Annotated in this window: 30 protein-coding genes; 14 read left to right on the plus strand and 16 right to left on the minus strand. The window is 65.4% G+C overall.

All coding sequences use genetic code 11. The annotated features are described in order from the left end of the window. Positions 1 to 12: 12 nt before the first annotated feature. Both DES45_RS10135 and ndk read right to left on the minus strand, forming a co-directional pair. Positions 13 to 1986 (minus strand): COG3904 family protein, encoded by a 1974-nt coding sequence (locus DES45_RS10135; protein ID WP_114769854.1) that lies wholly within the window; start codon positions 1984 to 1986, stop codon positions 13 to 15. 149 nt (positions 1987 to 2135) lie between these two features. Beyond that, positions 2136 to 2558: a nucleoside-diphosphate kinase gene (gene ndk, locus DES45_RS10140; protein ID WP_114769855.1), complete on the minus strand. Its 423-nt coding sequence runs from the start codon at positions 2556 to 2558 to the stop codon at positions 2136 to 2138. A gap of 174 nt (positions 2559 to 2732) precedes the next feature. Here ndk and DES45_RS10145 point away from each other — a divergent pair, with 174 nt between their 5' ends. After that, entirely contained in the window at positions 2733 to 3137 is a 405-nt protein-coding gene (locus DES45_RS10145) for a DUF2147 domain-containing protein (RefSeq protein WP_114769856.1), read from the plus strand. 216 nt (positions 3138 to 3353) lie between these two features. Here DES45_RS10145 and DES45_RS10150 read toward each other — a convergent pair whose 3' ends face one another. Further along, a complete protein-coding gene (locus tag DES45_RS10150; protein ID WP_114769857.1) occupies positions 3354 to 4064 on the minus strand; it encodes a glutathione S-transferase N-terminal domain-containing protein in 711 nt (236 codons plus the stop codon). Between the two features lie 189 nt (positions 4065 to 4253). On the opposite strand from DES45_RS10150, the gene DES45_RS10155 reads away from it, so the two are divergent. The 4 genes from DES45_RS10155 (at position 4254) to aac(6') (ending at position 6075) form a co-directional block, all read left to right on the plus strand. Continuing rightward, positions 4254 to 4505: a hypothetical protein gene (locus tag DES45_RS10155; protein ID WP_114769858.1), complete on the plus strand. Its 252-nt coding sequence runs from the start codon at positions 4254 to 4256 to the stop codon at positions 4503 to 4505. Positions 4506 to 4607: 102 nt separating this feature from the next. Continuing rightward, positions 4608 to 4862 carry a hypothetical protein gene (locus tag DES45_RS10160; RefSeq protein ID WP_114769859.1) on the plus strand — a complete coding sequence of 85 codons (255 nt, stop codon included), beginning with the start codon at positions 4608 to 4610 and terminating at the stop codon, positions 4860 to 4862. A gap of 216 nt (positions 4863 to 5078) precedes the next feature. Further along, positions 5079 to 5501 (plus strand): VOC family protein, encoded by a 423-nt coding sequence (locus DES45_RS10165; RefSeq protein ID WP_114769996.1) that lies wholly within the window; start codon positions 5079 to 5081, stop codon positions 5499 to 5501. Positions 5502 to 5622: 121 nt separating this feature from the next. Continuing rightward, positions 5623 to 6075 carry an aminoglycoside 6'-N-acetyltransferase gene (aac(6'), locus tag DES45_RS10170; RefSeq protein WP_114769860.1) on the plus strand — a complete coding sequence of 151 codons (453 nt, stop codon included), beginning with the start codon at positions 5623 to 5625 and terminating at the stop codon, positions 6073 to 6075. Between the two features lie 5 nt (positions 6076 to 6080). Here the strand turns inward: aac(6') and DES45_RS10175 are convergent, their stop codons facing one another. From DES45_RS10175 to DES45_RS10185, 3 genes are all read right to left on the minus strand, one after another. Further along, the gene (locus DES45_RS10175) at positions 6081 to 6344 is read right to left on the minus strand and encodes a hypothetical protein (protein ID WP_114769861.1); all 264 of its coding nucleotides are present in this window, start codon (positions 6342 to 6344) and stop codon (positions 6081 to 6083) included. Between the two features lie 332 nt (positions 6345 to 6676). Then, complete coding sequence (locus DES45_RS10180; RefSeq protein WP_114769862.1) at positions 6677 to 7135, minus strand: GNAT family N-acetyltransferase; 459 nt, start codon at positions 7133 to 7135, stop codon at positions 6677 to 6679. After that, positions 7132 to 7770 (minus strand): glutathione S-transferase family protein, encoded by a 639-nt coding sequence (locus DES45_RS10185; protein WP_114769863.1) that lies wholly within the window; start codon positions 7768 to 7770, stop codon positions 7132 to 7134. Before DES45_RS10185 ends, DES45_RS10180 begins: the two co-directional genes overlap by 4 nt. Positions 7771 to 8004: 234 nt before the next feature. On the opposite strand from DES45_RS10185, the gene DES45_RS10190 reads away from it, so the two are divergent. Continuing rightward, the gene (locus DES45_RS10190) at positions 8005 to 9411 is read left to right on the plus strand and encodes an adenylate/guanylate cyclase domain-containing protein (RefSeq protein WP_114769864.1); all 1407 of its coding nucleotides are present in this window, start codon (positions 8005 to 8007) and stop codon (positions 9409 to 9411) included. 197 nt (positions 9412 to 9608) lie between these two features. Further along, entirely contained in the window at positions 9609 to 10832 is a 1224-nt protein-coding gene (locus DES45_RS10195) for an SMP-30/gluconolactonase/LRE family protein (RefSeq protein WP_114769865.1), read from the plus strand. Position 10833: 1 nt separating this feature from the next. Here DES45_RS10195 and DES45_RS10200 read toward each other — a convergent pair whose 3' ends face one another. Genes DES45_RS10200 through gatB form a run of 3 tightly spaced genes read right to left on the minus strand, consistent with a single transcriptional unit; the run spans position 10834 to position 13175 of the window. Then, on the minus strand, positions 10834 to 11175 hold the full coding sequence (locus DES45_RS10200) for a hypothetical protein (RefSeq protein WP_114769866.1): 342 nt from the start codon (positions 11173 to 11175) through the stop codon (positions 10834 to 10836). A 15-nt stretch (positions 11176 to 11190) separates the two neighbouring features. Beyond that, entirely contained in the window at positions 11191 to 11697 is a 507-nt protein-coding gene (locus DES45_RS10205; RefSeq protein ID WP_114769867.1) for a GNAT family N-acetyltransferase, read from the minus strand. 2 nt (positions 11698 to 11699) lie between these two features. After that, entirely contained in the window at positions 11700 to 13175 is a 1476-nt protein-coding gene (gene gatB / locus DES45_RS10210; protein WP_114769868.1) for an Asp-tRNA(Asn)/Glu-tRNA(Gln) amidotransferase subunit GatB, read from the minus strand. A gap of 224 nt (positions 13176 to 13399) precedes the next feature. On the opposite strand from gatB, the gene DES45_RS25375 reads away from it, so the two are divergent. Further along, a complete protein-coding gene (locus tag DES45_RS25375; protein WP_173949333.1) occupies positions 13400 to 13717 on the plus strand; it encodes a hypothetical protein in 318 nt (105 codons plus the stop codon). 72 nt (positions 13718 to 13789) lie between these two features. Here DES45_RS25375 and DES45_RS10220 read toward each other — a convergent pair whose 3' ends face one another. Beyond that, entirely contained in the window at positions 13790 to 14710 is a 921-nt protein-coding gene (locus DES45_RS10220; RefSeq protein ID WP_114769869.1) for a DMT family transporter, read from the minus strand. A 200-nt stretch (positions 14711 to 14910) separates the two neighbouring features. Between DES45_RS10220 and DES45_RS10225 the strand changes: the two genes are divergently transcribed. Next, positions 14911 to 15438, plus strand: coding sequence for a hypothetical protein (locus tag DES45_RS10225; protein ID WP_114769870.1), 528 nt, complete (start codon positions 14911 to 14913; stop codon positions 15436 to 15438). Here DES45_RS10225 and DES45_RS10230 read toward each other — a convergent pair. The 4 genes from DES45_RS10230 to DES45_RS10245 form a co-directional block, all read right to left on the minus strand. Beyond that, on the minus strand, positions 15435 to 15728 hold the full coding sequence (locus tag DES45_RS10230) for a hypothetical protein (RefSeq protein WP_114769871.1): 294 nt from the start codon (positions 15726 to 15728) through the stop codon (positions 15435 to 15437). The two genes, DES45_RS10225 and DES45_RS10230, sit on opposite strands and share 4 nt — an antisense overlap. Before the next feature lies 1 nt (position 15729). Continuing rightward, positions 15730 to 17205, minus strand: coding sequence for an Asp-tRNA(Asn)/Glu-tRNA(Gln) amidotransferase subunit GatA (gene gatA, locus DES45_RS10235; protein WP_114769872.1), 1476 nt, complete (start codon positions 17203 to 17205; stop codon positions 15730 to 15732). 117 nt (positions 17206 to 17322) lie between these two features. Continuing rightward, positions 17323 to 17610, minus strand: a complete 288-nt coding sequence (gatC, locus tag DES45_RS10240; RefSeq protein ID WP_114769873.1) for an Asp-tRNA(Asn)/Glu-tRNA(Gln) amidotransferase subunit GatC — start codon at positions 17608 to 17610, stop codon at positions 17323 to 17325. 192 nt (positions 17611 to 17802) lie between these two features. Further along, complete coding sequence (locus DES45_RS10245) at positions 17803 to 18504, minus strand: metal-dependent hydrolase (RefSeq protein WP_114769874.1); 702 nt, start codon at positions 18502 to 18504, stop codon at positions 17803 to 17805. Positions 18505 to 18628: 124 nt separating this feature from the next. Between DES45_RS10245 and DES45_RS10250 the strand changes: the two genes are divergently transcribed. From DES45_RS10250 to ruvX, 5 genes are all read left to right on the plus strand, one after another. Continuing rightward, the gene (locus DES45_RS10250) at positions 18629 to 19891 is read left to right on the plus strand and encodes an ABC transporter substrate-binding protein (RefSeq protein WP_114769875.1); all 1263 of its coding nucleotides are present in this window, start codon (positions 18629 to 18631) and stop codon (positions 19889 to 19891) included. Positions 19892 to 19895: 4 nt separating this feature from the next. Next, complete coding sequence (locus tag DES45_RS10255) at positions 19896 to 20867, plus strand: carbohydrate ABC transporter permease (protein WP_114769876.1); 972 nt, start codon at positions 19896 to 19898, stop codon at positions 20865 to 20867. Then, positions 20864 to 21688, plus strand: a complete 825-nt coding sequence (locus DES45_RS10260; protein WP_114769877.1) for a carbohydrate ABC transporter permease — start codon at positions 20864 to 20866, stop codon at positions 21686 to 21688. The genes DES45_RS10255 and DES45_RS10260 overlap by 4 nt, the downstream gene beginning before the upstream one ends. A gap of 14 nt (positions 21689 to 21702) precedes the next feature. Then, positions 21703 to 22827, plus strand: a complete 1125-nt coding sequence (locus DES45_RS10265) for an ABC transporter ATP-binding protein (protein WP_114769878.1) — start codon at positions 21703 to 21705, stop codon at positions 22825 to 22827. An 89-nt stretch (positions 22828 to 22916) separates the two neighbouring features. Beyond that, positions 22917 to 23459 carry a Holliday junction resolvase RuvX gene (gene ruvX / locus DES45_RS10270; RefSeq protein WP_114769879.1) on the plus strand — a complete coding sequence of 181 codons (543 nt, stop codon included), beginning with the start codon at positions 22917 to 22919 and terminating at the stop codon, positions 23457 to 23459. A gap of 3 nt (positions 23460 to 23462) precedes the next feature. Here the strand turns inward: ruvX and DES45_RS10275 are convergent, their stop codons facing one another. Further along, positions 23463 to 23906, minus strand: coding sequence for a hypothetical protein (locus DES45_RS10275; RefSeq protein WP_114769880.1), 444 nt, complete (start codon positions 23904 to 23906; stop codon positions 23463 to 23465). A gap of 129 nt (positions 23907 to 24035) precedes the next feature. Further along, positions 24036 to 24968, minus strand: coding sequence for a GGDEF domain-containing protein (locus DES45_RS10280; RefSeq protein WP_114769881.1), 933 nt, complete (start codon positions 24966 to 24968; stop codon positions 24036 to 24038). Positions 24969 to 25112 lie beyond the last annotated feature (144 nt).

Raw genomic sequence — 25112 nt, forward strand, 5'->3', positions numbered from 1 at the left:
GCTTACCGGAGCCTAGTCTGCGAGGTTCTGAAAGTTGTGGCGCAACATCATGACGGCTCCGTCCTTCTTGAGATTGAGGATCTCCTCGTAGATGGCAATCGCCATGTCACAATACTGTGCCCGGTGAGCCGGACTAAGGTCCTTTTCGGCTAAAATTTGAAGATTGTCGACGCCGAAGCGGCCCGCCAGCCGGTTGATGACAGCTTCCCAGTAGGGCTCGGTAGCCTTCTCCGAAATCGGGCTGCGCGAGCTTGCCGTCTTCAAGATTCGCTCGTTGATCTCCAGCTCCCGCTTGCGAAGATCCGCCGGAAGGTAGCTTGCATAGTTTTTCGTTGCGCCGACTCCTGAGGCATATTCATAGCAAAGCTGCCTGTCGATCGATGCTAAGGCTTTGTACTGATCGACCATCAACCGCCCCTGGTCGAGAACGGTCTGGTCGTCGGCCAACGGACGGTAGCTGCCGATGACGGGCAAGAGGCGAGCACGTGCGGCGTCGATCAGTCGCCCTTCGGATTCTCCGGATAGATATCCGGCGTTCATCTCATCCACGATCTTGGCGAAGTCGGCCGGCCGCACGGATTTGAGGGTCGCGAAGAGCGAATTGACCTCGGTGAAGCGCTGCTCCATCTGCTCCCGCGATATCGTGGTTCCCCATCCCGACGCAGCGAATTTGTAGACATCCGCTACGCCGGTGACGACACGCGCGGCCGTGAGCTCTTCGTGCTTGGGAAACCACATGCTCTCATTCGGCGTCGACAGCGCTCGCGACACGAAATCGGATGCCATGCCGGATGAAACCATGAGCGCTCTCTGCGTGCTGGATGCATTGCGCGCTTCGCCGGCTTTCATCCCTGGAAAGGTAGGTGCATGAAAGCCGAGGCGTCCGGTCGGATGGATCCACCGCTCACGCCCTGCCGCAAAGGCGAGTGTGCAGGCGGATGCACATCGCGCCGCCGTGTAGGTGATGAGATTTCGGTCCTTGATGGACCGGTAGAGCTTTTCGGCCTCGCCTAATCGCCCGCCATCGCTGTTCAGGTGAACGACCTTCACCTGGGGAGCCGCTTTCAGGATGCGTTCGAAGTCTTCGTTCAGACCATATTTGAAGCCGCCGGAGACCTCGACCTCCGTCCCGTTCCGCATGATGCGGATGGCATAGGCGGGAATATCCGGATCGTCGAGAAACGCCATCCGGGTCGCTTCGCGGATCTGAGGATATCCGGTCTGATTGAATTCCACGGCGACCTGCAGGAGGCCGAGGATTACCGCGAGTTTGGCAAGACCTGCCCAGAGGCGCCAGCGCCCGCGCTCCACATGTCGGTTCGCGGACCGCCAGATACCGACAAGCTGCCAGACCAGAATTAGGCAGATGCCTGTCCAGACGAGCACCAGCGTGCCTAGAACGTTGATCGGGTTGTATCCCTGGCTGGACGACAGCGCCGCAGAAACGCCTGCTGCAAAGACCAGAGCAGCCACATTCGCAAGAAATCCGAAGATCCAATAGGAAACCCAGAGAGGGAACTCGCCCCGCCAGTGGCGCGCGATGAAGTTGTTTGATTTTACCGCGGCGTCCCCTCTTTCAATTCCTGAAACGCGGGCAGCCGGGTACGGAGCGCCGGGGTCGGATACCTGAGCCGCGTTCTCGGGATCAACCGTCTGCTGCCCCCCGGCGGCAGGGGCTGAGGATGTCTCGGCCCAGATGGATGCTCCATCCGCCGCCGAACGTGCGGCTCTTCCCTCCCGAAACAGGCCGATGACAAGCCAGACGATCTGAGGGATGACAAGGGCCGCGAAGGCTTTCTGGAAATTCGGCTCCCCACCATCGGCAGTACCTATGGCCCTGAGGACCGTCATGAGGAAAAGGGAAAGTGCGTTCGCGACGAGGATCCGAGGGATCCTGGCATCCCACTGCCTCAGCAGCCAGAGGAAAAGCTGCGTGATCGCTGCGATGACGAGCAGCGCTCCCAGGAGATAGCCAATAGATTGCACGTGCGGCCCCGATCGCTTCTTTTGGAGGTCAACCTACACGGGCGTCCTGGGGCAGCAAGCTCTATTCGCAAAGAAAAGGCCGCCCGGAGGCGGCCTGTGTCTTTGTGTCGTTCCCGGCTCTTCAAGCGGCCGGGGATGACGCCCCGGTCTTAGCCGACGATCTCGTTGCCCGAGAAGAACTGGGCGATCTCGATCTTGGCGTTGTCCTGGCTGTCAGAGCCGTGGACGGAGTTCTCGCCGATCGACTTGGCGTAGAGCTTGCGGATCGTGCCCTCGGCGGCGCTCTCCGGGTTGGTGGCGCCCATGATCTCGCGGTAGCGGGCGACGGCGTTCTCGCCCTCGAGCACCTGCACCACGACCGGGCCGGAGATCATGAAGTCCACGAGCTCGCCGAAGAAGGGACGCTCCTTGTGGACGGCGTAGAAGGTCTCGGCCTCGCGGCGGCTCATGAGAACGCGCTTCTGCGCCACGATGCGCAGGCCGGCCTTCTCGATGACGGCGTTGACGGCGCCGGTCAGGTTCCGCTCGGTCGCGTCGGGCTTGATGATGGAGAACGTGCGCTCGGTGGCCATGGGAAAACTCGCTTCTTTGATGGAATTTCGAAAGTGCGGCGCTTATAGCGGCGCGCTCCCCCGCCCTCAAGCGCCTTTTCGCTCCTGCGAAAGGCCAGGCTTGGAAAGGTTAAGTCCCGGCCCTACTCTCCCTGCGCACCGGCCCGTCCGAAGGCCGGCCTATGGGAGAACGCCATGAAAACGTCTATCCTCGCCGCCCTCGGGCTCCTCGTGCTCGCCGGATCGGCCCAGGCGCAGACCTCCGACCCCAGCGGCACCTACCTGAGCGAAAGCGGCGAGACCCGGGTGCGGATCGCCCGCTGCGGACAGGCCTATTGCGGCACCATCGTGAGCGTTCAGGGCGACGCGAAGGATTCCAACAACCCGGACCCGGGCCAGCGCGGCCGCAGCCTCGTGGGCGTGCAGATGATCTCCAACATCGTCCCCTCGGGCGAGGGCTTTACGGGCCAGCTCTACAACTACAAGGACGGAAAGACCTATTCGGGCAAGATGAGCTTCCAGGGCAAGGCGATGCAGCTCTCCGGCTGCGTCCTCGGCGGCCTGATCTGCCGCTCCCAGACCTGGTCGAAGGTGAATTAGCGACGCCGCCCTTCTCTCACCCGAGAGGTTGCCAGCGACGTGAGAAGGAGACGCAGGAAGGTTCGCACGGGAAGCGCGACGGAGCCCTCTCCCCCCTTGTGGGGGAGAGTTGGAGAGGGGGGTGTGAGCGATAGCCTATGACGGTCTGGCGCCAGCACCCCCACCCTTGGTCCCTCCCCACAAGGGGGAGGGAAAAGGCGCCACATCCTGAACTGACTACCGCGCCCGCTGGCCGAACAGCACGGCCTGGACGTTCGGGTCCTGCATGTCGTTGTTCTGGCGGATCTCCGAGCTGACCTTGAGGCCCCGCTCCACCGCCGGACGGGCCAGCATGGTCTCGAGCCAGCGCTTCACGTGCGGGAAGTCGTCGATGTTCTGGCCCTGGCGCTCCCAGAGCTTGGCCCAGCCCACGATGGCCATGTCGGCAATGGAATAATCGCCCGCCACATATTCCCGGTCGGAAAGCCGCTTGTTCAGGACCCCATAGAGGCGGTTCGCCTCGTTGGTGTAGCGGTCGATGGCGTATTGCACCTTCTCGGGCGCGTAGATGCGGAAATGGTGCGTCTGGCCGAGCATGGGACCGAAGCCGCCCATCTGCCAGAACAGCCACTGGTCGACCTCGACCCGCTTGCGCTCGTCGGCCGGGTAGAACTGGCCCGTCTTGCGGCCGAGATACTGCAGGATCGCGCCGGACTCGAACACCGAGATCGGCTTGCCGTCCGGTCCCTCCGGATCGACGATCGCCGGCATCCGGTTATTGGGGGAGATCGCCAGGAATTCCGGCTTGAACTGGTCGCCCTTGCCGATGTTCACCGGATGGATCGTATAGGGCAGCCCGCATTCTTCGAGCATGATGGTGATCTTCCAGCCGTTCGGGGTCGGCCAGTAATACAGATCGATCGGCTTTTGCTGGGCAGGCGCCGCCATGACGGACCACTCCTCAATTCAGAACGTCGGGCACAGTGTTTAGGCCATTAGATCGGGCCGGACACTATCTGGCGCAAGGAAAGCTGGTGAAAAGAGCCGAATTGGTCTCGCGAAGGACTATAAGATACTTTATTTCATTATGGTCGTTATAGAGCCTCTCGATAGCAGAGGCCTCGCAAGGGGAACCTGATGACCAATCGCATTCTGAGCTTCGCCGTCACCACCGCCATGGTCGCCGCCCTCGGCTGCTCCGCGGCACTCGCGACCGAGACCAAGCCCAAGAAGGAGCCCACCGCCGCCCAGATGGCCGCCCGCGAGCGCATGTCGAAGTGCAGCGCCGAGTGGAAGGAGGCTAAGGCCGGCGGCAAGGTCGAGCCCGGCATGAAGTGGCCGAAATTCTGGAGCGCCTGCAACACCCGCATGAAGGCCAACAAGGCCTGACTGGATCTGCCCGGATCTCATGCTCGGCTGAGGCTGGAGTATACGGAGGTGGGGGAGATCGCGCTTCGAAACCCCACCCCATGCCACTGAGACAACAATGGCATGAGCCAGTATACGGGTCCTAAGATCAATCCGCGCAAGGGAAGTGACAGGGCTGCTATTGCGATTTGCCTTCTGTCGCTAAGCATTGGCGTTGTCGCTGGCTTTGCAGCCGGCGACTTCGTGCTGTTCGCAATTGCTTATCCGCTTGCTGGGGTAATCCTCTTCGTTGCTTATGCCTTGGTTAGACGACGCTTTGGGTGGCCTCAACTTCGGTGGAGCCAGCTCGAAATCATCTTTTTCTTCTTCCCATTCTGATTTTCTGAGCCATTGGCCTGCAAGCCGGTCGTGAGTGCTTGCCACGTGTCCTTGAACCGCACTACGATCTGTCTGTCGGAAAAGGCGGACCGGTTTGGTTAGCCCGGTCGTTCCCGTCGGAAGATTCGGCGGGAGCTCTGGCTGGCGCGCGAGCGCCAAGTCCCATGACGGAAGCCCTGGCGCATGGTGCTCCAGGGCAACCCAGGGACATGCGCCATGCAACAGCAGATATCAGTGATCACCCTCGGCGTTCGCGACCTTTCCCGGTCCCGGCACTTCTATGTCGACGGCTTCGGGTGGACGCCCGTCTTCGGGAACGACGAGATCGCCTTCTACCAGATGAACGGGTTCGTCTTCGGCACCTGGCTTACGCATGCGCTCGAGGATGACATGCGCCGCGAGGGCCTGCTGCGGCCCGGCGCCTTCTCGCTCGCCCACAACGTGGCGAACCGCGACGACGTCCAGCCGCTCATCGACCGGCTCGCGCGCTTCGGCGGGACGGTCCTGAGACCGGCCGACGCGCCCGTGCATGGCGGCTTTCGCGGCTACGTGGCCGATCCGGACGACCATGCCTGGGAGATCGCCTGGAATCCGGCCTGGCCGGTCGACAGCGAGGGCCATGTGAGGTTCGGCGTCTGACGGTTCCGGCCCGTCACCGCGCGTCGGTCCCGTTGCGCGGCGAAACCGGACGGGCTGCCTCTTGCCGCAATCGGCCGAAGCCGTAACAACGGCTTCGGCGCAAGCAGGAGGGAATCGGACCATGCGGATCGAACCTTGCAGGCAGGATACCATCGAGGAGTGGGCCCGCCTTCGGAAGGCCCTGTGGCCCGATACGCCTGTGGAGGAGCATCGGCAGGAAACGGAGGACCTTCTCGGTCAGCACGGCCGCTCCTGCGCCTTCCTCGCATGGACCTCCGATGGGCGAGCCGTGGGCTTCGCCGAGGCTTCCCTGCGCGAGGATTACGTGAACGGGTGCACCACCTCCCCCGTCGCCTTCCTGGAAGGCATCTACGTCGATCCGGACCATCGCCGGTCCGGCGTCGCGCGGGTGCTGATCGCCGCGGTCGAGGATTGGGCTCACGGTCTCGGTGTGTCGGAGCTCGCCTCCGACGCCGAGCTGCACAACAGCGTCTCGCATCGCATGCACGTGGCTCTCGGCTTCGAGGAGACGGAACGGGTCGTCTATTTCCGCAAGGCCCTCCGGGAGAATTGAGCCCCCTACTCCGATGCCCCGCCGAGAGGCGACGCCAGACAGGGATCGAGCAGGATGTGGTCGCGGTCCGGCCGGCCGTAGCCGCCGGCGAGCGCCACGCGGTCGCCCGGCTTCATGCCGTTGTCCCGGTAGGTGACGCAGAGCACCCGCGGATCGGGGGCCTTGCACAGGCCGAGATAGGTCAGCACGCCGTCGGAATGGACGACGGTGAGTTCGCCCTCGACGGCGAGGTCGATGCGCTTCGCGCCCGTCTCCACGTCGTCGGTCAATCGATGAAGATCCTCACAGCGTGCACGGAATGCCGGCTGCATGTCGGCATCCGCGAAGGGAGTTTTCGGCGCGGTCTCCTGGCTCCGTGCGGGCACGGCCGCGATGGCCGTTGTGAGGGCGGCGAGGAGGAGTGCCTGTCTTTGGCAAAACCTTATCATCGGAATACGCGCCTCCTGATCGCGACCGCGCCGCTCATACCTGTATCATTCCCGGCCGGACGTGGCGCAGCCACCGGAGAGGAAGCGAATCCCCTCACTCTCACCGGTTTGCATGGATCCCCTTCCCGGCTCTGCGAGCCGCCGGGGATGACACGGGTGTCTCGACATGCGCACTAGAGCCTCTTCTTGAACCCCTCATGACTGCGGGCGAAGCCGAGGCGCTCGTAGAAACGGTGGGCGTTCGTGCGGGTCTTGTTGGAGGACAGCTCCAGCATCGCGGCCCCGCGGGTGCGGGCGTATTTCTCGGCGAATTCCATCATCTTGGCGCCGATGCCTTGCGAGCGCCGGGCAGCCTTCACCTTCACGCTCTCCACCTTCACGCGCAGTGCGCCGCGGCCGGTGAGATTCGGGATGAAGGTGAGCTGGAACGTGCCGACGACCTCGTCGCCGGTCACGGCGACGAAGAGCTCGTTGTCGGAGCTGTGGGTGATCGCCTCGAAGGCCGCCTCGTAGGCGGGCCGGTTCTCCGGCGTCCAGGCATCGCCGTGGGAGCCGAGCTCGTCCTCCTCGTGCAGGCGGATGATCGCCTCGAGGTCCTCGTCGCCCGCCTGTCGGATCAGCAGGCCGCTCATGCGGCGGCCTTCGATTCCTGCGGCAGGAAGCCGGGCGCCCGGAAGCCCGGCAGAGCCTCCAACCGCTTCGTCCAGGCGCTCACGTTCGGATAGGCCGAGAGGTCGATGCCGGCCTGGTCAGCGTAGGCCACGACGCCGTAGAGATCGATGTCGGCGATGGTGGCCCCATCCCCGACGATCCAGCTGCGACCGGCGAGATGCCCATCGAGCACCGTCAGGGCCGCCTTGGCGTTGTTGGTGGCGTCCTCCAGCACCTCCGGCGGAGCCTGCCGGATCCCCAGCCGAATGACGCGCGCCCGGTAGAGAGGCCCGGCGAGGCGGTCGAAATCCCAATAGAGCCATTCGCGGATCTGCAGTCGCTCGTCGAGCGATGCGCCGCCGAACTTGCCGGTCATGTCGGCAAGGTATTCGAGGATCGCCGCCGACTGGCACAGGTGCCGCCCGTTGTTGCGGTCCACGAGCAACGGGACCTGCCCGTAGCGCTGCTTGGCGAGGTGCGGCGGCTGCTTGTGCTCGCCGGACATCATGTTCACGTGGACGTAGTCGAAGGGCTCCCCCGCCAGAGACAGCATCAGGGCGACCTTGTTGGTCGGGCCGGAGAACGTAATTCCGTGGAGTTCGAATCGAGCCGTCATGTGATGGACCTGCGAGGCTGGTTGAGCGGCAGGACCCTAGCCGATCGGCAGGAGAGTCGCAAAGGAGCGAAACCTCAAGAAAGGGCTCCGGATCAATTTCGTTGTTCACAATTCGTTCTCGGCGGTGGTATCATAGCGTTCGTACCGGTCAGCACATCACCACGACGCGCCGCGCATCCTTTTGCGATGCTCCGCGATCCCCTGATTTCGCCCTGCACACCCGGAGGCTCCCGCATGAGCGAAGCCGAACGCCTTCTCCCCCTCCTCCGCCAGGCCGCCGATCCGGCGGTGGTCGACGCCATCGAGCGGCTGATCCAGGAGGCCCCCGACCACGAGCTCAACCGGGTCAACGCCCTGGCCTTCGCGGCGAAGCACGGCTTCGACGAGGAGAAGGTCATCGCCGCCTTCCTGCATGCGGCGCGGCTCGGCATCTTCGAGATGTCCTGGAATGTGCTCTGCCCGGGCTGCGGCGGCGTGCTGGATGCGGCGACGTCGCTCAAATCCGTAGACCGCGCGGAGTATCACTGCGCCCTCTGCGCGGCCGGCTACGAGCCGACGCTGGACGAGATGGTCGAGGTCACCTTCACGGTGAGCCCGCGCGTGCGCAAGATCGGCGCACACGACCCGGACACGCTGCCGATGGCGGACTACATGCGCCAGATCTTCTGGGGCTCGGGCGTCGACCTGCCGGACGATCTCGACGAGCGGCTCGAGGACATCGTTCTCGACGCCGTCGAGCTTCCGCCCGGCGAGCGCGCGATCCTGTCGCTGCAGCTGCCCTCCGAATTCGTGATCGTGTTCGAGCCGATCACGCACTCGGTGCAGTTCATCGACGTGAAGGGCGAGCCGACGCGGGAGCGGCGCAGCCTGACCCTCGTGATCAACCAGACACATCCGCCGAACGAGACTCTCGTAATGCAGCCGGGGCCGCTGCGGATCACCCTCGAGAACCGCACGAACCGGCGCGTGCTGCCAGCGGTGTGGGTTGCGGGTCCGGAACTGCACCAGATGATGGAGCGGCGACGTCCCTTCCTGACGGCCAAGCGACTGCTCACCAATCAGACCTTCCGGGACATCTATCGTACCGACACGCTCGACGTCGATCAGCGCCTGAAGATCACGAGCCTCACCTTCCTGTTCACGGACCTGAAAGGCTCGACGGAACTCTACGAGCGCGTCGGCGACCTTGTGGCCTACGACCTCGTGCGCGAGCATTTCCGCGTGCTCAACGACATCGTGGCGTCCGAATCCGGCGCGGTCGTGAAGACCATCGGGGACGCCGTCATGGCGACCTTCCCGACGCCCGATCACGCCCTGTCCGCGGCGCTCCGGATGCGCGAGGCGATGCGGACGCTCAACGACGAGCGCGGCAGCGAGGACCTGCTGCTCAAGATCGGCATCCACGAAGGCCCGTGCCTCGCGGTGACGCTCAACGACCGGCAGGACTATTTCGGCCAGACGGTCAACATCGCCTCCCGGGTCCAGGGCCTTGCCATGTCGCGCGCGATCTTCGCCACGGGTAACGTCGTGGAAGACCCGAAGGCCTCGAGCATCATCGAAAGCCGGGGCCTCAAGCCCATGCAGCAGACGACAGCGCTGCGCGGGCTCAACGACGAGTATTCCGTCTACGAGATCCCGTAAGCCGAACTCATCGGATCGACGATGGCCGGGAATACCACCCATGAGCGTGGCATGTATTCGCATGACCACTGGTGCGGGCATCGCCCGCGTCCTAATCCTGAAACCTCGCTTCCGGCCCGCTTCGGCTGCCGCCCCCGTTTCGAGTTGCGTGAGTTGCGTGTTTGCAAACGTCCACCGCACGTTGGGGAGAAACGTCCATGACAGAGGAAGACGGTCATCGAGACCGCCGCAATTCAGTCTCGCGTCGCACGATCATCCAGGCGCTCGGCGTCGGCGCCGTCGCAGCCGGCACAGCGCCTGCCTTCGCGCAGACCTCGGCGCCGCCCGGTCCGCCGAGCACGGTCACGATGCCGCCGCGGGACTTCGGGCCCGGAGGCGCGCCGACGACCTACTTCACCGATCCCGACGTCATCACGGTGGACCCTGCTTTCAACCAGTACGTCCAGCCCAACAGCGCCATCATGCGCCTGTGGACGGGCGGGCTCTGGGTCGAGGGGCCCGCCTGGAGCGGCGAAGGACGCTACCTGGTCTGGAGCGACATCCCGAACAACCGCCAGATGCGCTGGCTCGAAGACGACGGGCATGTGAGCGTCTTCCGGATGCCGTCGAACAACAGCAACGGCAACACCTTCGACTTCCAGGGGCGCCAGCTCTCCTGCGAGCACCTCGCCCGCCGCGTCGTCCGCTACGAGCATGACGGTTCGATCACGGTGCTGGCGGACTCCTACCAGGGCAAGCGGCTGAACTCGCCCAACGACGTGGTTCCGCACCCGGACGGCAGCTACTGGTTCACGGACCCGCCCTATGGCGGCCAGCTCTACGAGGGCGCGCCGGATGCGGCCGGAGGACCGAGCAACCAGCAGGGACGGCTCAAGTCCCGGCTCGGACAGTCGGTCGGGTTCGGCGAGGCCCGCCGGGAACTGCCGACCAACGTCTACCGCATCGACCCGAGCGGGCGCGTGGATCTCGTCATCGGCGAGGACCAGGTGCCGGATCCCAACGGTCTCTGCTTCTCGCCCGACTACAAGCGCCTCTACGTCTCTAGCACCGGCAAGGGACCGGGCGATGCGGGACCGGGCGGCAAGGGCGAGATCTTCGCCTTCGACATCGGCACGGACAACAAGGCCACGAACGGCAAGGTCTTCAGCGACTGCATGGTCGACGGGGTGAAGTGCGGACCGGACGGAATACGCTGCGACGTGGACGGAAACCTCTGGTCCGCAAGCAATGCCGGGCGGGCCGTCGGCTACAACGGCGTGCTGGTCTTCAACCCGGACGCCAAGCTCATCGGGCGCATCCGCCTGCCGGAGGTGTGCGGCAACGTCTGCTTCGGCGGGCCGAAGCGCAACCGGCTGTTCATGGCCGGAAGCCAGTCGATCTACGCCGTCTTCGTCAACACCCAGGGAGCGGCGCCGGGCTAGATCACCGACGGCACGCGAAGGGCGGGAAGGTGCTCGCCGTTCCGGCATTCATGGCGGCCACGACCATGATGTTGGCGAGCGCCAGCTCCTCCTCGGAGCGCGGGCAGACATTGCCCTGCGTCGTGCAGCCCGACGCCAGGAAGGCTTCGTGATTGTCGAGGAACTCGCGGCCGACGCCCTTGGTGCCGCGCCGCGCCAGGGCCTCGGTCCAGGCTGCCTTGTAGCGCTCGCACTTCACCTCACGCCAATCCTTCGGGGGAGCACCCTGTTGCGCGACTGCGGGCACGATGCCGACGCAAGCAAGCACGGCCGCGAGAACGATCTTTGAGGCTGAGCGGCCCATGGCCGGACCCTCGCGTCAGAGGCTCTTCTCGAACCGGTACTCGACCGAGTTCGAGATGTCGCCGAGGTCGCGCTGGCCTTCGACCCGCGCATAGCCGAGGCGCTGGTAGAGCCGATGGGCGTTGGTGAAGCGGGTGTCGGACCAGAAGAAGATGCGGCTTGCGCTTCTCTCCCGCGCATGACGCTCCACGAGGCGCACGAGGGCGCCGCCGAGGCCGTTGCCACGCTGGTCGGGACGCACGTAGAGCCGGTGCAGCTCCGCCACCCCGTCTTCCGGAAAATCCACCGCCACGCAGGCGCAGACGCGCCCGCGCTCGTCGTCCACCACCCAAAACGCCCCGCCCTTCCGGTCGAAGGAAGAGCCCGGATAGCGCAGGTCCGGCAGGTCGTCGTGCGGATCAACGAAGCAGCCGGGGTACTCGGCGAAGCAGAGGGACAGGAGCCCGAACAGGTCCTGCGCGTCCGAATCCGCCGCAAGACGCAGGTTCCGGACCTCGCCGTCCAGGGTCGCGGTAACGGCCATGGTCACTCGATCCCGAGCTTGGCTTTCAGCAGCTCGTTCACGGCCTGCGGGTTGGCCTTGCCGCCCGTCTGCTTCATGACCTGGCCGACGAACCAGCCGAGCAGAGTCGGCTTGGCCTTGGCCTGCTCAACCTTCTCGGGATTCGCGGCGATCACCGCATCGCAGGCGGCCTCGATCGCGCCGGTATCTGTGACCTGCTTCATGCCGCGCTTTTCGACGATCTCGCGCGGATCGCCGCCCTCGGTGAAGACGATCTCGAACAGGTCTTTGGCGATCTTGCCGGAGATCACGTTCTCGCCGATCAGGTCGACGATGGCGCCGAGCTGGGCGGCCGAGACCGGCGAGGAGGAGATGTCCTTGCCCTCCTTGTTCAGGCGCCCGAACAGCTCGTTGATGATCCAGTTCGCGGCGGCCTTGCCGTCACGGCCCTTGGCTACCTCCTCGAAGAAGTCGGCGGAGGCGCGCTCGGCCACCAGGACGCTGGCGTCGTAGGCCGAGAGGCCGTAATCGCCCATGAAGCGGGCCTTCTTCTCGTCGGGCAGCTCCGGCAGGTGCTGGGCGAGCTCGTCCACGTAGGCCTGGTCGAATTCGAGCGGCAGCAGGTCCGGATCGGGGAAGTAGCGGTAGTCGTGCGCCTCTTCCTTCGAGCGCATGGAGCGGGTCTCGCCCTTGCCCGGATCGTAGAGGCGCGTCTCTTGCTCGATCACGCCGCCGTCCTCCAGGATGCCGATCTGCCGGCGCGCCTCGTATTCGATCGCCTGGCCGATGAAGCGGATGGAGTTGACGTTCTTGATCTCGCAGCGGGTGCCGAACTCCTCGCCGGGGCGGCGCACCGACACGTTCACGTCGGCGCGGAGATTGCCCTTGTCCATGTCGCCGTCGCAGGTGCCGAGATAGCGCAGGATCGTGCGCAGCTTGGTCACGTAGGCGCGCGCCTCGTCGGACGAGCGCAGGTCGGGCTTCGAGACGATCTCCATCAGGGCCACGCCCGAGCGGTTGAGATCGACGAAGCTCATGGTCGGGTGCAGGTCGTGGATCGACTTGCCCGCATCCTGCTCCAGGTGCAGGCGCTCGATGCGGACCGTGATCGTCTCGCCGCTCTCGGGCACGTCGACGATGACCTCGCCCTCGCCCACGATAGGGCTCTTGTACTGGCTGATCTGATAGCCCTGCGGCAGGTCCGGGTAGAAATAATTCTTCCGGTCGAACGTGCTCTTGAGGTTGATCTGCGCCTTGAGGCCCAGGCCGGTGCGGATCGCCTGGCGCACGCACTCCTCGTTGATCACGGGGAGCATGCCGGGCATGGCCGCGTCGACCAGCGAGACGTGGCTGTTCGGATCCCCGCCGAAGGCGGTCGAGGCGCCCGAGAACAGCTTCGCCTGGCTCGTCACCTGGGCGTGGATCTCCATGCCGATGACGATCTCCCAATCGCCTGTCGCGCCTTTGATGAGTTTCTTGGGATTGACCGGAGCGTTCATGACGTCTCGCGCCTTTAATATCTCGTCGTTTCCAGCCCGGAGTAAGTGCCAGAGGGCATCCGGGTCAACCCCTTTCGAACCTGAACATCCGTTCAGATTTCCTGATGAACGGTTAAGATTATTTTTGCTTTGTTCACAGCTATTTACAATAATTGTCAAGCTGCCATGAAACCGCATCGGAGATAGGGCGTTGTCGGGTAGGTAAAACGGTCAAGGAGTTAACAATGGCTATGGATCCCATCGATCGCGAGCCCAACGTTTACAATCGCGAGACGAATGTCTACGAGCGTGAAGGTCGTGGTTCGAACACACTTGCTTACCTGATCGGCGGTCTTGTTATCGCTCTCGGCTTGCTGGCCTTCCTGTTCTATGACGGCGGCGACCGTGAGCCGAGCACCACCGGCAGCACCGCAACGCAGACCGAGTCGACAACCAAGCCCGGCGCGACCGGTTCCGGCTCGACCAGCGCTCCGGCGACCCCGGCTTCTCCGTCGACGACGGCTCCGGCGGCCCCGGCTTCCCCGGCCGCTCCCAAGCCCTAAGCTTGCGTCTCGCGTAAAGAGTATGCGTCACAAAGGGTCTGACCTTCGGGTCAGGCCCTTTTTGCTGCGCCGTCAGGCCGCCCTCAGGGTGGCTGGGCGCCTGTCCGGCATCGTCATCAGGGTGACCCCGACGAGAATGCAGCCGAGGCCGATCCACGCCGTGGGCGGCAGCCGCTCCCCAAGAAAGTAGGCCCCGATGGCCACGCCGATCGGCGCCCGCAGGTAGGCCTGGGCGGTGGCTCCGACCGACCCGAGCGTGCGGATCAGGCGGAAATAGATCGCGAAGGCTGCCGCGGTCGAGAACAGGGCGAGGCCGACGAGACCCAAGAGCGAGGAGCTCGACGGCTCGAGCGTCCAGGGCCGGTCGACGATGAGGCTCACCGGGATCAGGAGAGCAGCACCCGAGACGAGGGATCCGGCGGCGGGCACCATCGGATCCAGATCCTTGAAGCCCTTGCCGAAGATGGCCGCCCCCGCATAGCAGATCGTCGCCCCGACCACTGCGAGCTGGCCGACGAGTTCCTGCCCCACATGGGAAAAGGCCTGCGCACCGACGATGACCGTGGTCCCCGCAAGACCGATGATTACGCCGGCCATCTTCCGGTGCGACGTCGCCTCATGGCGCACCCAGAGCGCCGTGATCAGGAAGGTGAAGACCGGCGTCATCGAGTTGAGGATGACGGCAAGCCCCGCATCGACGGATGTCTCGGCCCATGCGATCAACGTGAACGGAATCGCGCTGTTGAGACAGGCCTGCACGGTGAACCGCCCCCAGGTCGCCCGGTCCCGAGGCATGCGGATCCCCCTCGCCAGCAGGATGACGAGCAGCACGGCGCCCGCCAGGATCGTGCGGCCGGCGATCAGCGTCACGGGCGGGATCGTCTCGATGCCGAGCTTGATGAAGGTGTAGGACGCCCCCCACAGGGTCGCGAGCGCTGCCAGCAGGGAAAGCTCGACGATGTAGTTGGGGGATTGAGGTGCCTTCGGTGCCATGATCGCTGCCTGCCGTGTCCGTTTCGGGCTGGCGGCAACCTGTCATGTCCGGGCCTTCCTGTCGCCCGGCAACGCTTCGGTCCCGGTCGAAGTATAGTGGGTAAGAGGCTCGCCGGCCGAGGCGCGGAACAAAGCTGCGCTGCTGACAATTACGACCTTGCCAGCGTCATTGGCCAAGCTGTGAACCGGGAGACTCCACGATGGCGAACAAGGCAAGCTTCACCCCCGAGGAATGGGCGCGTGTCGCCGCGAGCCCGATGATCGTGAGCATGGCCATTACGGCGGCTGACCCGAGCGGCCTTTGGGGCCTCCTGAAGGAATCCATGTCCGGTGGGTGGGCGCTGCTCGCCGCCAAGCAGGACGCGAATGCGAACCCGCTCGTGAAGGCGGTCGCGGACGACATCGCCGACCCCACGACCCGCGACGCGGTCCGGACCTCGTTTCAGGACCGCTTCAAGGGGAGCCAGTTCGCTGACGTGAAGACCAAGGCGATCGACGAACTGCGCGCCGTCTCGGGGATTCTGGACACAAAGGCGCCGGAGGATGCCGCCGCCTTCAAGGGATGGCTGCGCGAAGTGGCCCAGAAAGCCGCAGAGGCCGGAAACGAGGGTGGATTCCTGGGCTTCGGCGGCGTGGCGGTGAGCGACGCCGAGAAGGCGACCCTGGCGGAGATCTCGACGGCGCTCGGCCCCTCGGCGAACCCACAGGCCGGGATCGCCGAAACCTAACGCTTTACCACTCGCCGCACCGCATAGGCGCCGCCGGCCCAGATCAGGGCGGCGGCGATCCGCACCGGGAACAGGGTCGGCAGGTCGGCCCTTACGGGCGCGACCCACGGGATGCCGATGCTGGTGAATATCCAGGACACGAGCACCGAGGCGACGAGCGCTGCGATGGCGGCGATGAAGACCTTGCCGAGCTGATCGGCCTTCCAGCCGAGCCAGACCGCCACCAGGATCAGGACCGGATCGAAGGCCGCGAGCAGCCAGACCGAAAGCGGGACGCTGGGAGGCGCCACCTCAGGCCCACCACGGCTGCGGCAGGATGATCCTGCCCGCGGCGTCCTCGATCACCTGGCCGGCCGCGAAGAGGGTCTCCTCGTCGAAGGCGCGGCCGATGAGCTGGAGGCCGAGGGGCAGCCCCTGCTGGTCGAGACCGGCCGGAACGGCGATGCCCGGCAGGCCCGCCATGTTTACGGTGACGGTGAAGATGTCGTTCAGGTACATCTCGACCGGGTCGCCCGAGCCCTTCTCGCCGATCCCGAAGGCGGCGGACGGGGTGGCGGGCGTCAGGATCGCGTGAACGCCCTTCGCGTAGACCTCCTCGAAGTCCCGCTTGATCAGGGTGCGGATCTTCTGGGCGCGCACGTAATAGGCATCGTAATAGCCCGCGGACAGCACGTAGGTGCCGATCATGATGCGGCGCTTGACCTCGCGGCCGAACCCGGCGGCGCGGGTCTTCTCGTAGAGGTCGACGATGTCCTTGCCGTTCTCGCGCAGACCGTAGCGGACGCCGTCGTAGCGGGCGAGGTTCGAGGAGGCCTCGGCCGGCGCGACGATGTAATAGGCCGGCAGCGCATATTTCGTGTGCGGCAGGGAGACCTCGACGATCTCGGCGCCGGCGGCGCGCAGCCACTCGGTGCCCTGGTGCCAGAGCTTCTCGATCTCGGGCGACATGCCGTCGACCCGGTATTCCTTCGGAATGCCGATCTTGAGGCCCTTGACCCCGCGGGAGACGGCCGCCTCGAAATCGGGCACGGGAAGGTCCGCGCAGGTGGTGTCCTTGGCGTCCGGGCCGGACATGGAGCGCAGCATGATGGCGGCATCCCGCACCGTGCGGGTGATCGGGCCTGCCTGGTCGAGGGAGGACGCGAAGGCCACCGTGCCCCAGCGCGACACGCGGCCGTAGGTCGGCTTGATCCCGACCGTGCCCGTGAAGGCCGCCGGCTGGCGGATGGAGCCGCCCGTGTCCGTGGCGGTGGCACCGAGGCACAGATGCGCCGCGACGGCCGCGGCCGAGCCGCCCGAGGAGCCGCCGGGGACCAGATGGGTGCCGTCGTTCCGCCAGGGCGATACGACCGGTCCGAACGCGCTGGTCTCGTTGGACGAACCCATGGCGAACTCGTCCATGTTGAGCTTGCCGAGCATCACGGCGCCGTCGTTCCAGAGGTTCCGGGTGACGGTGGACTCGTAAGGCGGGTTGAAGTTGCCGAGGATCTTGGAGCCGGCGGTCGAGACCACGCCCTCGGTGCAGAACAGGTCCTTGATGCCGAGCGGGATGCCTTCCAGCGCCCTGCCCTCGCCCTTAGCGAGCTTCTCGTCCGACGCCTTCGCCATGGCGAGCGCCTTCTCGGGCGTCTCCAGCACATAGGCGTTGAGCGCCCTCGCCTTCGCGATGGCGTCCACATGGGCCTGGGCCAGCTCCGTGGCGGAGAAGGACTTGGCCTTCAGGCCGTCGCGGGCCTCGGAAATGGTGAGATGGGTCAGTTCGGTCACGGGATCATCCTGTCATCCCGGACGCTGCCCTGCAGCGATCCGGGATCGTCTGGAAGAAAGTACTGGTTTGCGCGATCCCGGCTGTTTCGCTTCCGCTCCGGCCGGGATGACGGGTTCTTACTCCACCACCTTCGGCACGAGGAAGAAGTTGTCCTCGGTGGCGGGGGCGTTCCGGACGATCTTGTCCGCATAGCCGCCATCCGTGATGCCGTCCTGGCGCTTCTTCATGCTCATGGGCGTCACGGAGGTCATCGGCTCGACCCCGTCCACGTTCACCTCGTTGAGCTGCTCGACGAAGGACAGGATGGCGTTGAGTTCGCCCTGGAGGTGCGGCACCTCCTCGTCCGTCACCGCGATGCGCGCCAGATGGGCGATGCGCCGAACCGTTTTCTGATCGACCGACATGGATGGCCAAACCCCTTGATGCAGTTGGGCGGGCTATAACACCCGCCCGCCAAGGGGTGCAACGGCGGATGTGCCCCTCCTGTCATCCCCGGCCGAACGAAGTGAGGGGAAGGGGAGCCAGCCTCCAGTCCAATGCCATTGATCCCCCTTCCCGGCCCTTCGGGCCGCCGGGGATGACACGGGAAGCAGTGATCACACCCTCACGCCCACGGTCTTGTGCGGCACCACCACCTGGATGCCGGACCCGTCCATGGCGGCCACGAACCGGTCCGCATTGGGCACGAGGGGCGGGAACGAGCCGTAGTGGCAGGGGATCACCGCCCTGGCGCCGCCGAAGAAGCGCTTGATCGCCAGGGCCGCTACCTCCGGGCCCATGGTGAAGCGGTCGCCGATGGGGATCATCACCACCTCGGGCTGGTGGATCTCGGCGATGAGGCCCATGTCGCCGAAGATGTCCGTGTCGCCCATGTGGTAGACGGTGGGCTCGCCCGGCGCCTTCACGATGAGGCCGTTGGCGTTGCCCAGGGGAAAGTTCACGTCCATCTCCACGAGGCCGGCCGAGTGGTCGGCCCGCACCATGGTGACGGTGAAGCCGCCCTGGTCCGTGGTGCCGCCCGTGTTCATGGGATCGATGTTCTCGACGCCCTGCTTCGCCAGGTACATGCAGAGCTCGAAATTGGTCACGACCTTGGCGCCCGTGGCCTTGGCGATGTCCACCGTGTCGCCCACGTGATCCCCGTGCCCATGGGTGATGAGGATGTGGGTGACCCCTTCCGACACCTTGTCCCGGTCCCCCTCGAAGGCTGGGTTGCCGGTGAAGAAGGGATCGAGAAGCACGACCTTGTCGGCGAAATCGAGCCGGAACGCGGAATGACCGAGCCAGGTGATCTTCATGGCAAACCCTCATGTTCTTGCGATGTGGAGATGGGGCGCGCCCGACCGCCGACCACGTTCGTGAGGAACAAAAGTCGGCACGGGGTTTTAAAAAGCTAAGCAATAAACCCGCAGGAGGAAAGCCATGCCCCGCTTCCTGGCAAGCCTTGCCGCCGCCACCGGACTGATCGCCTCCACGGGCGCCTGGGCCGTGGAGATCTCCATCTCCTGCAGCGCGCTCGGCAAGGAGTACGAGATCTGCAAGCAGGGCGTCGACGCCTGGGCCAAGAAGACGGGCAACACGGTCAAGATCGTCTCGACCCCGAACTCCGCCACCGAGCGCCTTGCCCTCTACCAGCAGCTCTTCGGAGCCGGGGCCGCCGACATCGACGTGTTCCAGATCGACGTGGTCTGGACCGGCATCCTCGGCCAGCACCTCGTGGACCTCACCGCCAAGGCGCAAGGGACCATCGACGATCACCTGCCGACCATGATCGAGACCAGCCAGGTCGGCGGCAAGCTCATGGCCATGCCCTGGTTCGCCGATGCGGGCCTGCTCTACTACCGCAAGGACCTCTTGGAGAAGTACAAGCGCCCCGTGCCGCAGGCCTGGGCCGACCTCACCGAGACGGCGCGCCTGATCCAGGAGGGCGAGCGCAAGGACGGCCGCGGCGACTTCTGGGGCTACGTCTGGCAGGGCCGGGCCTATGAGGGCCTGACCACCAACGCGCTCGAATGGATCGCGTCCTTCAACGGCGGCACCATCGTGGACGCGAAAGGCGAGATCACGGTCGAGAACCCGAAGGCCGCCGAGGCGCTCAAGCTGGCGGCCGGCTGGGTCGGCACCGTCACGCCGGAGGGCGTGCTCAACTACACGGAGGAAGAATCCCGCGGCGTCTTCCAGGCCGGAAACGCTGCCTTCATGCGCAACTGGCCCTATGCCTGGGCGCTTGCGCAAGGAGCCGACAGCGCCATCAAGGACAAGGTCGGAATCGCGCCCCTGCCGCAGGGCGGGGCGGACGGGCGCCATGCCGGCACGCTCGGCGGCCAGCTCCTCGCCGTGTCGAAATATTCGAAGAAGCAGAACGCGGCCATCGATCTCGTCATGTACCTGACGAGCGCGCAGGAGCAGAAGCGCCGCGCCATCGAAGGCTCGTTCAACCCGACGATCGTGAGCCTCTACGGCGATGCCGACATCGCCCGCGCCAACCCGTTCATCGGCGACCTCGTGGACGTCTTCACCAACGCGGTCGCCCGCCCGGCCTCCGTGACCGGCGACAACTACAACAAGGTCTCGAACGAGTTCTTCAACACGGTCCACCTCGTGCTCTCGAAGCGCGCCGAGCCCGACCAGGCGCTCTCGCGGCTCGACCGCGACCTGAAGCGGATCAAGCGCAGCGGCTGGTAGGCCGATGACCGACGTCACGGCTCCAGGCCTTGCCGGCGCGGCGACGCGGCCACGCGGCCGCGCCTCGTCCCTGACCCGGACACGGGTGCGCTCCGCCTGGGCCTTCATCGCGCCGGCTCTGGTCGTCCTCGTGCTGGTGGCGGGCTGGCCGCTGGCGCGCACGATCTGGTTCAGCTTCACCGATGCGGACCTGAACAACTTAAGCGACTACACCTTCATCGGCTTCGAGAACTACCTCGCCAACTACGACGGCGAATGGCTCGGACTGCTCACCGATCCGGACTGGTGGCGCTCGGTCTGGAACACCCTGTGGTTCACGCTCGTGTCGGTTTCGATCGAGACGGTGCTCGGCATCGTCGTGGCGCTGATCCTCAACGCGCATTTCCCCGGGCGCGGCATCATGCGCGCCGTCATCCTGATCCCGTGGGCGATCCCGACCGTCGTCTCCGCGAAAATGTGGAACTGGATGCTGCACGACCAGTTCGGCGTCATCAACGACATGCTGCTGCGCCTCGGCATTATCGCGGCGCCCATCACCTGGACGGCCAATCCCGACACGGCCCTCTGGACCGTCGTGATGGTGGACGTGTGGAAGACGACCCCATTCATGGCGCTCCTCATCCTGGCAGCGCTGCAGATGCTGCCGCAGGACATCTACGAGGCCGCGAAGGTGGACGGCGTCCACCCCATGCGCGTGTTCTTCCGGGTGACGCTGCCGCTGATCAAGCCGGCGCTCCTCGTGGCGGTCATTTTCCGTGCGCTCGACGCCCTGCGGGTGTTCGACCTGATCTATGTGCTCACGGCCAATTCCAAGGACACCATGTCCATGTCGGTCTTCGCGCGCCAGCAGCTGGTGGAGTTCCAGGAGGTAGGCTTGGGCTCAGCCGCCTCGACCCTCATCTTCCTCATCATCGCGCTGCTCGTCGCCGCAACGCTGGTGGCGGGCCGCGTCCGCCTTGGGGAGGAGACGCGATGAAGGTCCTCACGCGGATCGGCTTCTGGCTCCTCGTCGCGGCGATCGCGCTGTTCTCGCTGTTTCCGTTCTACTACGCGGTGATCTCGTCCTTCCGGTCGGGGGCAGACCTCTTCACCGTGGCATATGTCCCCGAGAGCTTCGATCTCTCGAACTACTTTGCGGTCTTCCAGCGCCAGCCCTTCGGGCGGAACATCCTCAACTCCATCATCGTGGCGGGCGCGGTCGTCGCGGTCTCGCTGGCGCTCGGCATCACGGCCGCTTACGCCTTCGGGCGCATCGCGTTTCGCGGCCGCTCGCTGCTGCTCATGACGATCCTCGGCGTCTCCATGTTTCCGCAGGTCGCGGTGCTGTCGGGCATGTTCGAGCTCATCCGAAGCCTCGGCCTTTACAACACCCTGCCCGGCTTGATCCTCGCCAACCTCATGCTCACCCTGCCCTTCACGACCTGGGTGCTCACCACCTTCATGCGCGAGATGCCGAAGGAGATCGAGGAGGCCGCCTTCGTGGACGGCGCGACGCCATGGATCGTGGTGCGCCGCGTGTTCCTGCCGCTCATGGCTCCGGCGGCCGTCACCACGGGGCTCCTCGCCTTCATCGTGTCGTGGAACGAGTTCCTGTTCGCCCTCACCTTCACGCTCACCAACGAGCGTCGCACCGTGCCGCCCGCCATCGCGCTGATGACCGGCAGCACCGCCTACGAGCTGCCCTGGGGCACGATCATGGCGGCCTCCGTCATCGTCACCCTGCCGATCATCGCGCTGGTGCTGGTCTTCCAGCGCAAGATCGTGGCCGGGCTCACCGCGGGCGCGGTCAAAGGCTGACAAAGGAACCGTCGATGGCAGAGGTCGCACTCAGGAACATCCAGAAGTCCTTCGGAGGCGCGAAGGTCATCCACGGCGTCGACCTCGAAATCCGCGACGGCGAGTTCGTGGTCTTCGTCGGCCCTTCCGGCTGTGGGAAGTCGACGCTCCTGCGGCTCATCGCCGGCCTGGAGGACATCACCGAAGGCGATCTCTTCATCGACGGCGAGCGCGTGAACGACTGGGCGCCGGCGAAGCGCCGCATCGCGATGGTTTTCCAATCCTACGCGCTCTATCCGCATATGAGCGTCTACGACAACATGGCCTTCGGGCTGGAACTGGCGAAGGCCTCGCGGTCGGAGATCGACGCCCGCGTGCGCGAGGCCGCGCGGCTCCTCCAGATCGACGATCTTCTCGACCGCAAGCCGCGGCAGCTCTCCGGCGGCCAGCGCCAGCGCGTCGCCATCGGCCGCGCTATCGTGCGAGACCCGAAGGTCTTCCTCTTCGACGAGCCGCTCTCGAACCTCGACGCCGCCCTGCGGGTCCAGACCCGTATCGAGATCGCCAAGCTCCATGCGGATACCCGCGCGACGATGATCTACGTGACCCACGACCAGGTCGAGGCCATGACCCTGGCCGACCGGATCGTGGTGCTGAACAAGGGACGGATCGAGCAGGTCGGCACGCCCCTCGAGCTCTACCACCGCCCGGCCAACCTCTTCGTCGCCGGCTTCATCGGCTCGCCGCAGATGAACTTCGTTCCCGTCGAGGCCGTGTCAGCGGGCTCCGACCACATCGAGGTGCGCCTGCCGGGCGGGCAGACCCTCCCGGTTCCGGTGCATCCTGAGGGCACTCGCACGGGCGAAGCCCTCACGCTCGGCATCCGTCCCGACCACCTGCAGGTGCGGGAGGACGGTCCGTTCCGGGGCCGGATCGAGCTGGTGGAGCAGCTCGGCGAGAACCACCTCCTCTATGTCGCGGCGGACGGCCTACGTCTCACCGCCCGGGAAACAGGGGATTCGCGCCATCGGGCCGGCGACGTGGTCTCCCTTGCGGCCACAGGCGAGTCCTGCCACCTGTTCCGCGGCTCCGGAGAGGCGCTCCCCCTCACGGTTCCGCGAGGAGACCGCACGACCCCTCCGCAGAGCCGCACCGCCTGACCTCTCCCGGGACGACTTGCCGCCGCACTTCCTGTAAGGTGGCCCGACAGGATGAGGAGGCGGGCGTGACAGGCAGGGACCAGGAGCTGATGGCTCTCTTCGAGGGGCTCGGGCCACGGGCGCGCCTGCTGGGCGTCGATCTCGGCACGAAGACGATCGGGCTCGCCCTCTCGGACGTGGAGCGGCGGATCGCGACGCCGCTGGAAACCATCAAGCGGGTGAAGTTCACGCCCGACGTGGAGCGCATCAAGGCCCTGATCGAGCGCCATGACGTCGGCGGCCTCGTCTTCGGCCTGCCCCTCAACATGGACGGCACGGAGGGCCCGCGCTCGCAGGCGACCCGCGCCTTCGTGCGCAACCTCAAGCCGCTGGTTCCGCTTCCCGTCCTGTTCTGGGACGAGCGCATGTCCACCATGGTGGTGACCCGCACCCTGCTCGATGCGGACGCCTCGCGGGCGAAGCGGGCCGATGCGGTCGACAAGATGGCGGCGGCCTACATCCTCCAGGGCGCCCTCGACCGCCACGACCGGATCTCGGCCGACGCGGAGGCCGCGGAGGACGAGGCCGAGATGCGCCAGGACCTCGACATTAATACGCCGCCCGAAGGCGGCGCACTCGACGACGATCTGTGAGGCTCAGTAGCCGTTCGCCCGGTTCCAGGCGCGCGACTTCTCCTTGTAGATTTCCTTCTGGGCGCGCCGGTAGTCCTTCATGTAGTCCTTGGCGGCTTCCTTGTCGTAGATCACGGCTCCGCCCGAGCGGCCCCTGCCGTCCGGCGTCGGAACCACGTAGCCCGGCGGGCGCGCATACCGGCGCGGTTGATCCCAATCCCGGCGCGGCGCATCGTAATAGGCGCGCGGCGGCGGGTCGTAGTACCGGCGCGGCGGGGGATCGTCATAGTAGTAGCGGCGCGGCGATTCGTAGATCACCGGCGGCGGATCGTCGTAATAGAACTGAACCGTCTGAACGGAGGAGCGGGCCTCCGTCGTCACGACGGGCATGGGCGCAGCCTGCGCGCCGACGGCGCCGAGGGCGACACCGCCCGCAACCACACCGAGAACCCACCTACCGAACGTCATTCTTTTGGTCTCCTGCCGGGCTTATATCGCCAGGCTCGATGTCATATTGCAACGGCCAAGTTGAACAAGTTATGAACCGTCGAGGTTCCGCGCCAGGGGGAAAAATGTCGTCGCAGAGCGCGCCGGTCTTTACCGCTCGAAGGCGATCCTGGTGCAGTTCCGCCCTTCTCGCTTGGCCGCATAAAGGGCGCGGTCGGCCCGGAACAGGATGGAACTGCGGTCGTCCTGCGGCAGAACCTCCGCAATGCCCGCGCTGAAGGCGCACGGCAGCTCCAGCGTTCCTTTCCTCAGGCGCGCGGCAGGAAAGCCTGAGCGGATCTCCTCTATGAGGCGGAGCGCGTCGTTGAGCCGAACCCCGGGCAGCAGGAGCAGAAACTCCTCCCCGCCGGTCCGGCCAAGGCGGTCCTGGGGCCGCATCCTCGCGCGGCAGGTGGCGCCAAAGTGGTTGAGGACGGCATCGCCGGCGTCATGTCCGTGGGTGTCGTTGACGCCCTTGAATCCGTCGAGATCGATCACGGCCACGCACAGGTCGGCGCTGGAGGCGCGGGCGCAGTCGAGCGCCTCGTCGAGCAGTTCCAGGATGTGGCGGCGGTTCGGCAGGCCGGTAAGCTGATCGGTGCGGGACGCCAGAAGGGCCGCCTCATGCGCCTGGCGCAGGCTCTTCTCGTTGTGCTTCAAGGCCGTGATGTCCGCTCCGACCGTGAGCACCCAACCGTTCGGCAGGATCGTATGGTCCATCCAGAACCAGCGCCCATCCAGGAAATCCGATTCGAAGGACTTGCGGGGCACGGTTCTTCGTCGCGGCAACGTTCTTGCGATCAGCGCCTCGACATCGCCGCCGTCGATTCTCACCCCGATCCCGTTCCGGGCTCCGTGCCGAAGGATCTCGGTAAAGGTAAAAGGCCCCTCGTACCCCTTCAGGAAGATGCCGCGGTAGGTTTCGTTGGCATAGCGAAGGTTATCCTCGGCGTCGTAGATGGACACCGCCTGGCCGCTCTTGCCGAGTGCCTCCACCAGGTTTCGGAGGGTCTCGTCATCGGGATCTGAGGGAAATGCCGTCATAAGATATGTTTGAGGGAAACCCGGAGGAAGCTTCGCCTTTGCCAATCCTCAAGCCGCCAGTCGACTCCGCAATCCTACTTATCAGATTTTGTTCCAGCCAAGTCTTCGGATTGCGGGCCTTGTGGCCGCACCCTGGTCCCGGGT

Origin of the sequence: Microvirga subterranea, assembly GCF_003350535.1 — a bacterium.
In the GTDB taxonomy this organism is placed as follows: Bacteria; Pseudomonadota; Alphaproteobacteria; order Rhizobiales; family Beijerinckiaceae; genus Microvirga; species Microvirga subterranea.

Bases quoted from the DNA above. Each gene is read 5' to 3' on its own strand.
- ndk (WP_114769855.1), bottom strand. From the start codon at position 2,558: ATGGCCACCGAGCGCACGTTCTCCATCATCAAGCCCGACGCGACCGAG.
- DES45_RS10265 (WP_114769878.1), top strand. From the start codon at position 21,703: ATGGCAGAGGTCGCACTCAGGAACATCCAGAAGTCCTTCGGAGGCGCG.
- DES45_RS10205 (WP_114769867.1), bottom strand. From the start codon at position 11,697: ATGGCCGTTACCGCGACCCTGGACGGCGAGGTCCGGAACCTGCGTCTT.
- DES45_RS10220 (WP_114769869.1), bottom strand. From the start codon at position 14,710: ATGGCACCGAAGGCACCTCAATCCCCCAACTACATCGTCGAGCTTTCC.
- DES45_RS10275 (WP_114769880.1), bottom strand. From the start codon at position 23,906: ATGACGTTCGGTAGGTGGGTTCTCGGTGTGGTTGCGGGCGGTGTCGCC.
- DES45_RS10185 (WP_114769863.1), bottom strand. From the start codon at position 7,770: ATGACGGCTCGATTCGAACTCCACGGAATTACGTTCTCCGGCCCGACC.
- DES45_RS10180 (WP_114769862.1), bottom strand. From the start codon at position 7,135: ATGAGCGGCCTGCTGATCCGACAGGCGGGCGACGAGGACCTCGAGGCG.
- gatC (WP_114769873.1), bottom strand. From the start codon at position 17,610: ATGTCGGTCGATCAGAAAACGGTTCGGCGCATCGCCCATCTGGCGCGC.
- DES45_RS10150 (WP_114769857.1), bottom strand. From the start codon at position 4,064: ATGGCGGCGCCTGCCCAGCAAAAGCCGATCGATCTGTATTACTGGCCG.
- DES45_RS10245 (WP_114769874.1), bottom strand. From the start codon at position 18,504: ATGAAGATCACCTGGCTCGGTCATTCCGCGTTCCGGCTCGATTTCGCC.
- DES45_RS10165 (WP_114769996.1), top strand. From the start codon at position 5,079: ATGCAACAGCAGATATCAGTGATCACCCTCGGCGTTCGCGACCTTTCC.
- DES45_RS10255 (WP_114769876.1), top strand. From the start codon at position 19,896: ATGACCGACGTCACGGCTCCAGGCCTTGCCGGCGCGGCGACGCGGCCA.
- DES45_RS10190 (WP_114769864.1), top strand. From the start codon at position 8,005: ATGAGCGAAGCCGAACGCCTTCTCCCCCTCCTCCGCCAGGCCGCCGAT.
- DES45_RS10160 (WP_114769859.1), top strand. From the start codon at position 4,608: ATGAGCCAGTATACGGGTCCTAAGATCAATCCGCGCAAGGGAAGTGAC.
- DES45_RS25375 (WP_173949333.1), top strand. From the start codon at position 13,400: ATGGCTATGGATCCCATCGATCGCGAGCCCAACGTTTACAATCGCGAG.
- DES45_RS10260 (WP_114769877.1), top strand. From the start codon at position 20,864: ATGAAGGTCCTCACGCGGATCGGCTTCTGGCTCCTCGTCGCGGCGATC.
- gatB (WP_114769868.1), bottom strand. From the start codon at position 13,175: ATGAACGCTCCGGTCAATCCCAAGAAACTCATCAAAGGCGCGACAGGC.
- DES45_RS10145 (WP_114769856.1), top strand. From the start codon at position 2,733: ATGAAAACGTCTATCCTCGCCGCCCTCGGGCTCCTCGTGCTCGCCGGA.
- DES45_RS10155 (WP_114769858.1), top strand. From the start codon at position 4,254: ATGACCAATCGCATTCTGAGCTTCGCCGTCACCACCGCCATGGTCGCC.
- ruvX (WP_114769879.1), top strand. From the start codon at position 22,917: ATGGCTCTCTTCGAGGGGCTCGGGCCACGGGCGCGCCTGCTGGGCGTC.
- DES45_RS10225 (WP_114769870.1), top strand. From the start codon at position 14,911: ATGGCGAACAAGGCAAGCTTCACCCCCGAGGAATGGGCGCGTGTCGCC.
- DES45_RS10195 (WP_114769865.1), top strand. From the start codon at position 9,609: ATGACAGAGGAAGACGGTCATCGAGACCGCCGCAATTCAGTCTCGCGT.
- DES45_RS10250 (WP_114769875.1), top strand. From the start codon at position 18,629: ATGCCCCGCTTCCTGGCAAGCCTTGCCGCCGCCACCGGACTGATCGCC.
- DES45_RS10200 (WP_114769866.1), bottom strand. From the start codon at position 11,175: ATGGGCCGCTCAGCCTCAAAGATCGTTCTCGCGGCCGTGCTTGCTTGC.
- DES45_RS10280 (WP_114769881.1), bottom strand. From the start codon at position 24,968: ATGACGGCATTTCCCTCAGATCCCGATGACGAGACCCTCCGAAACCTG.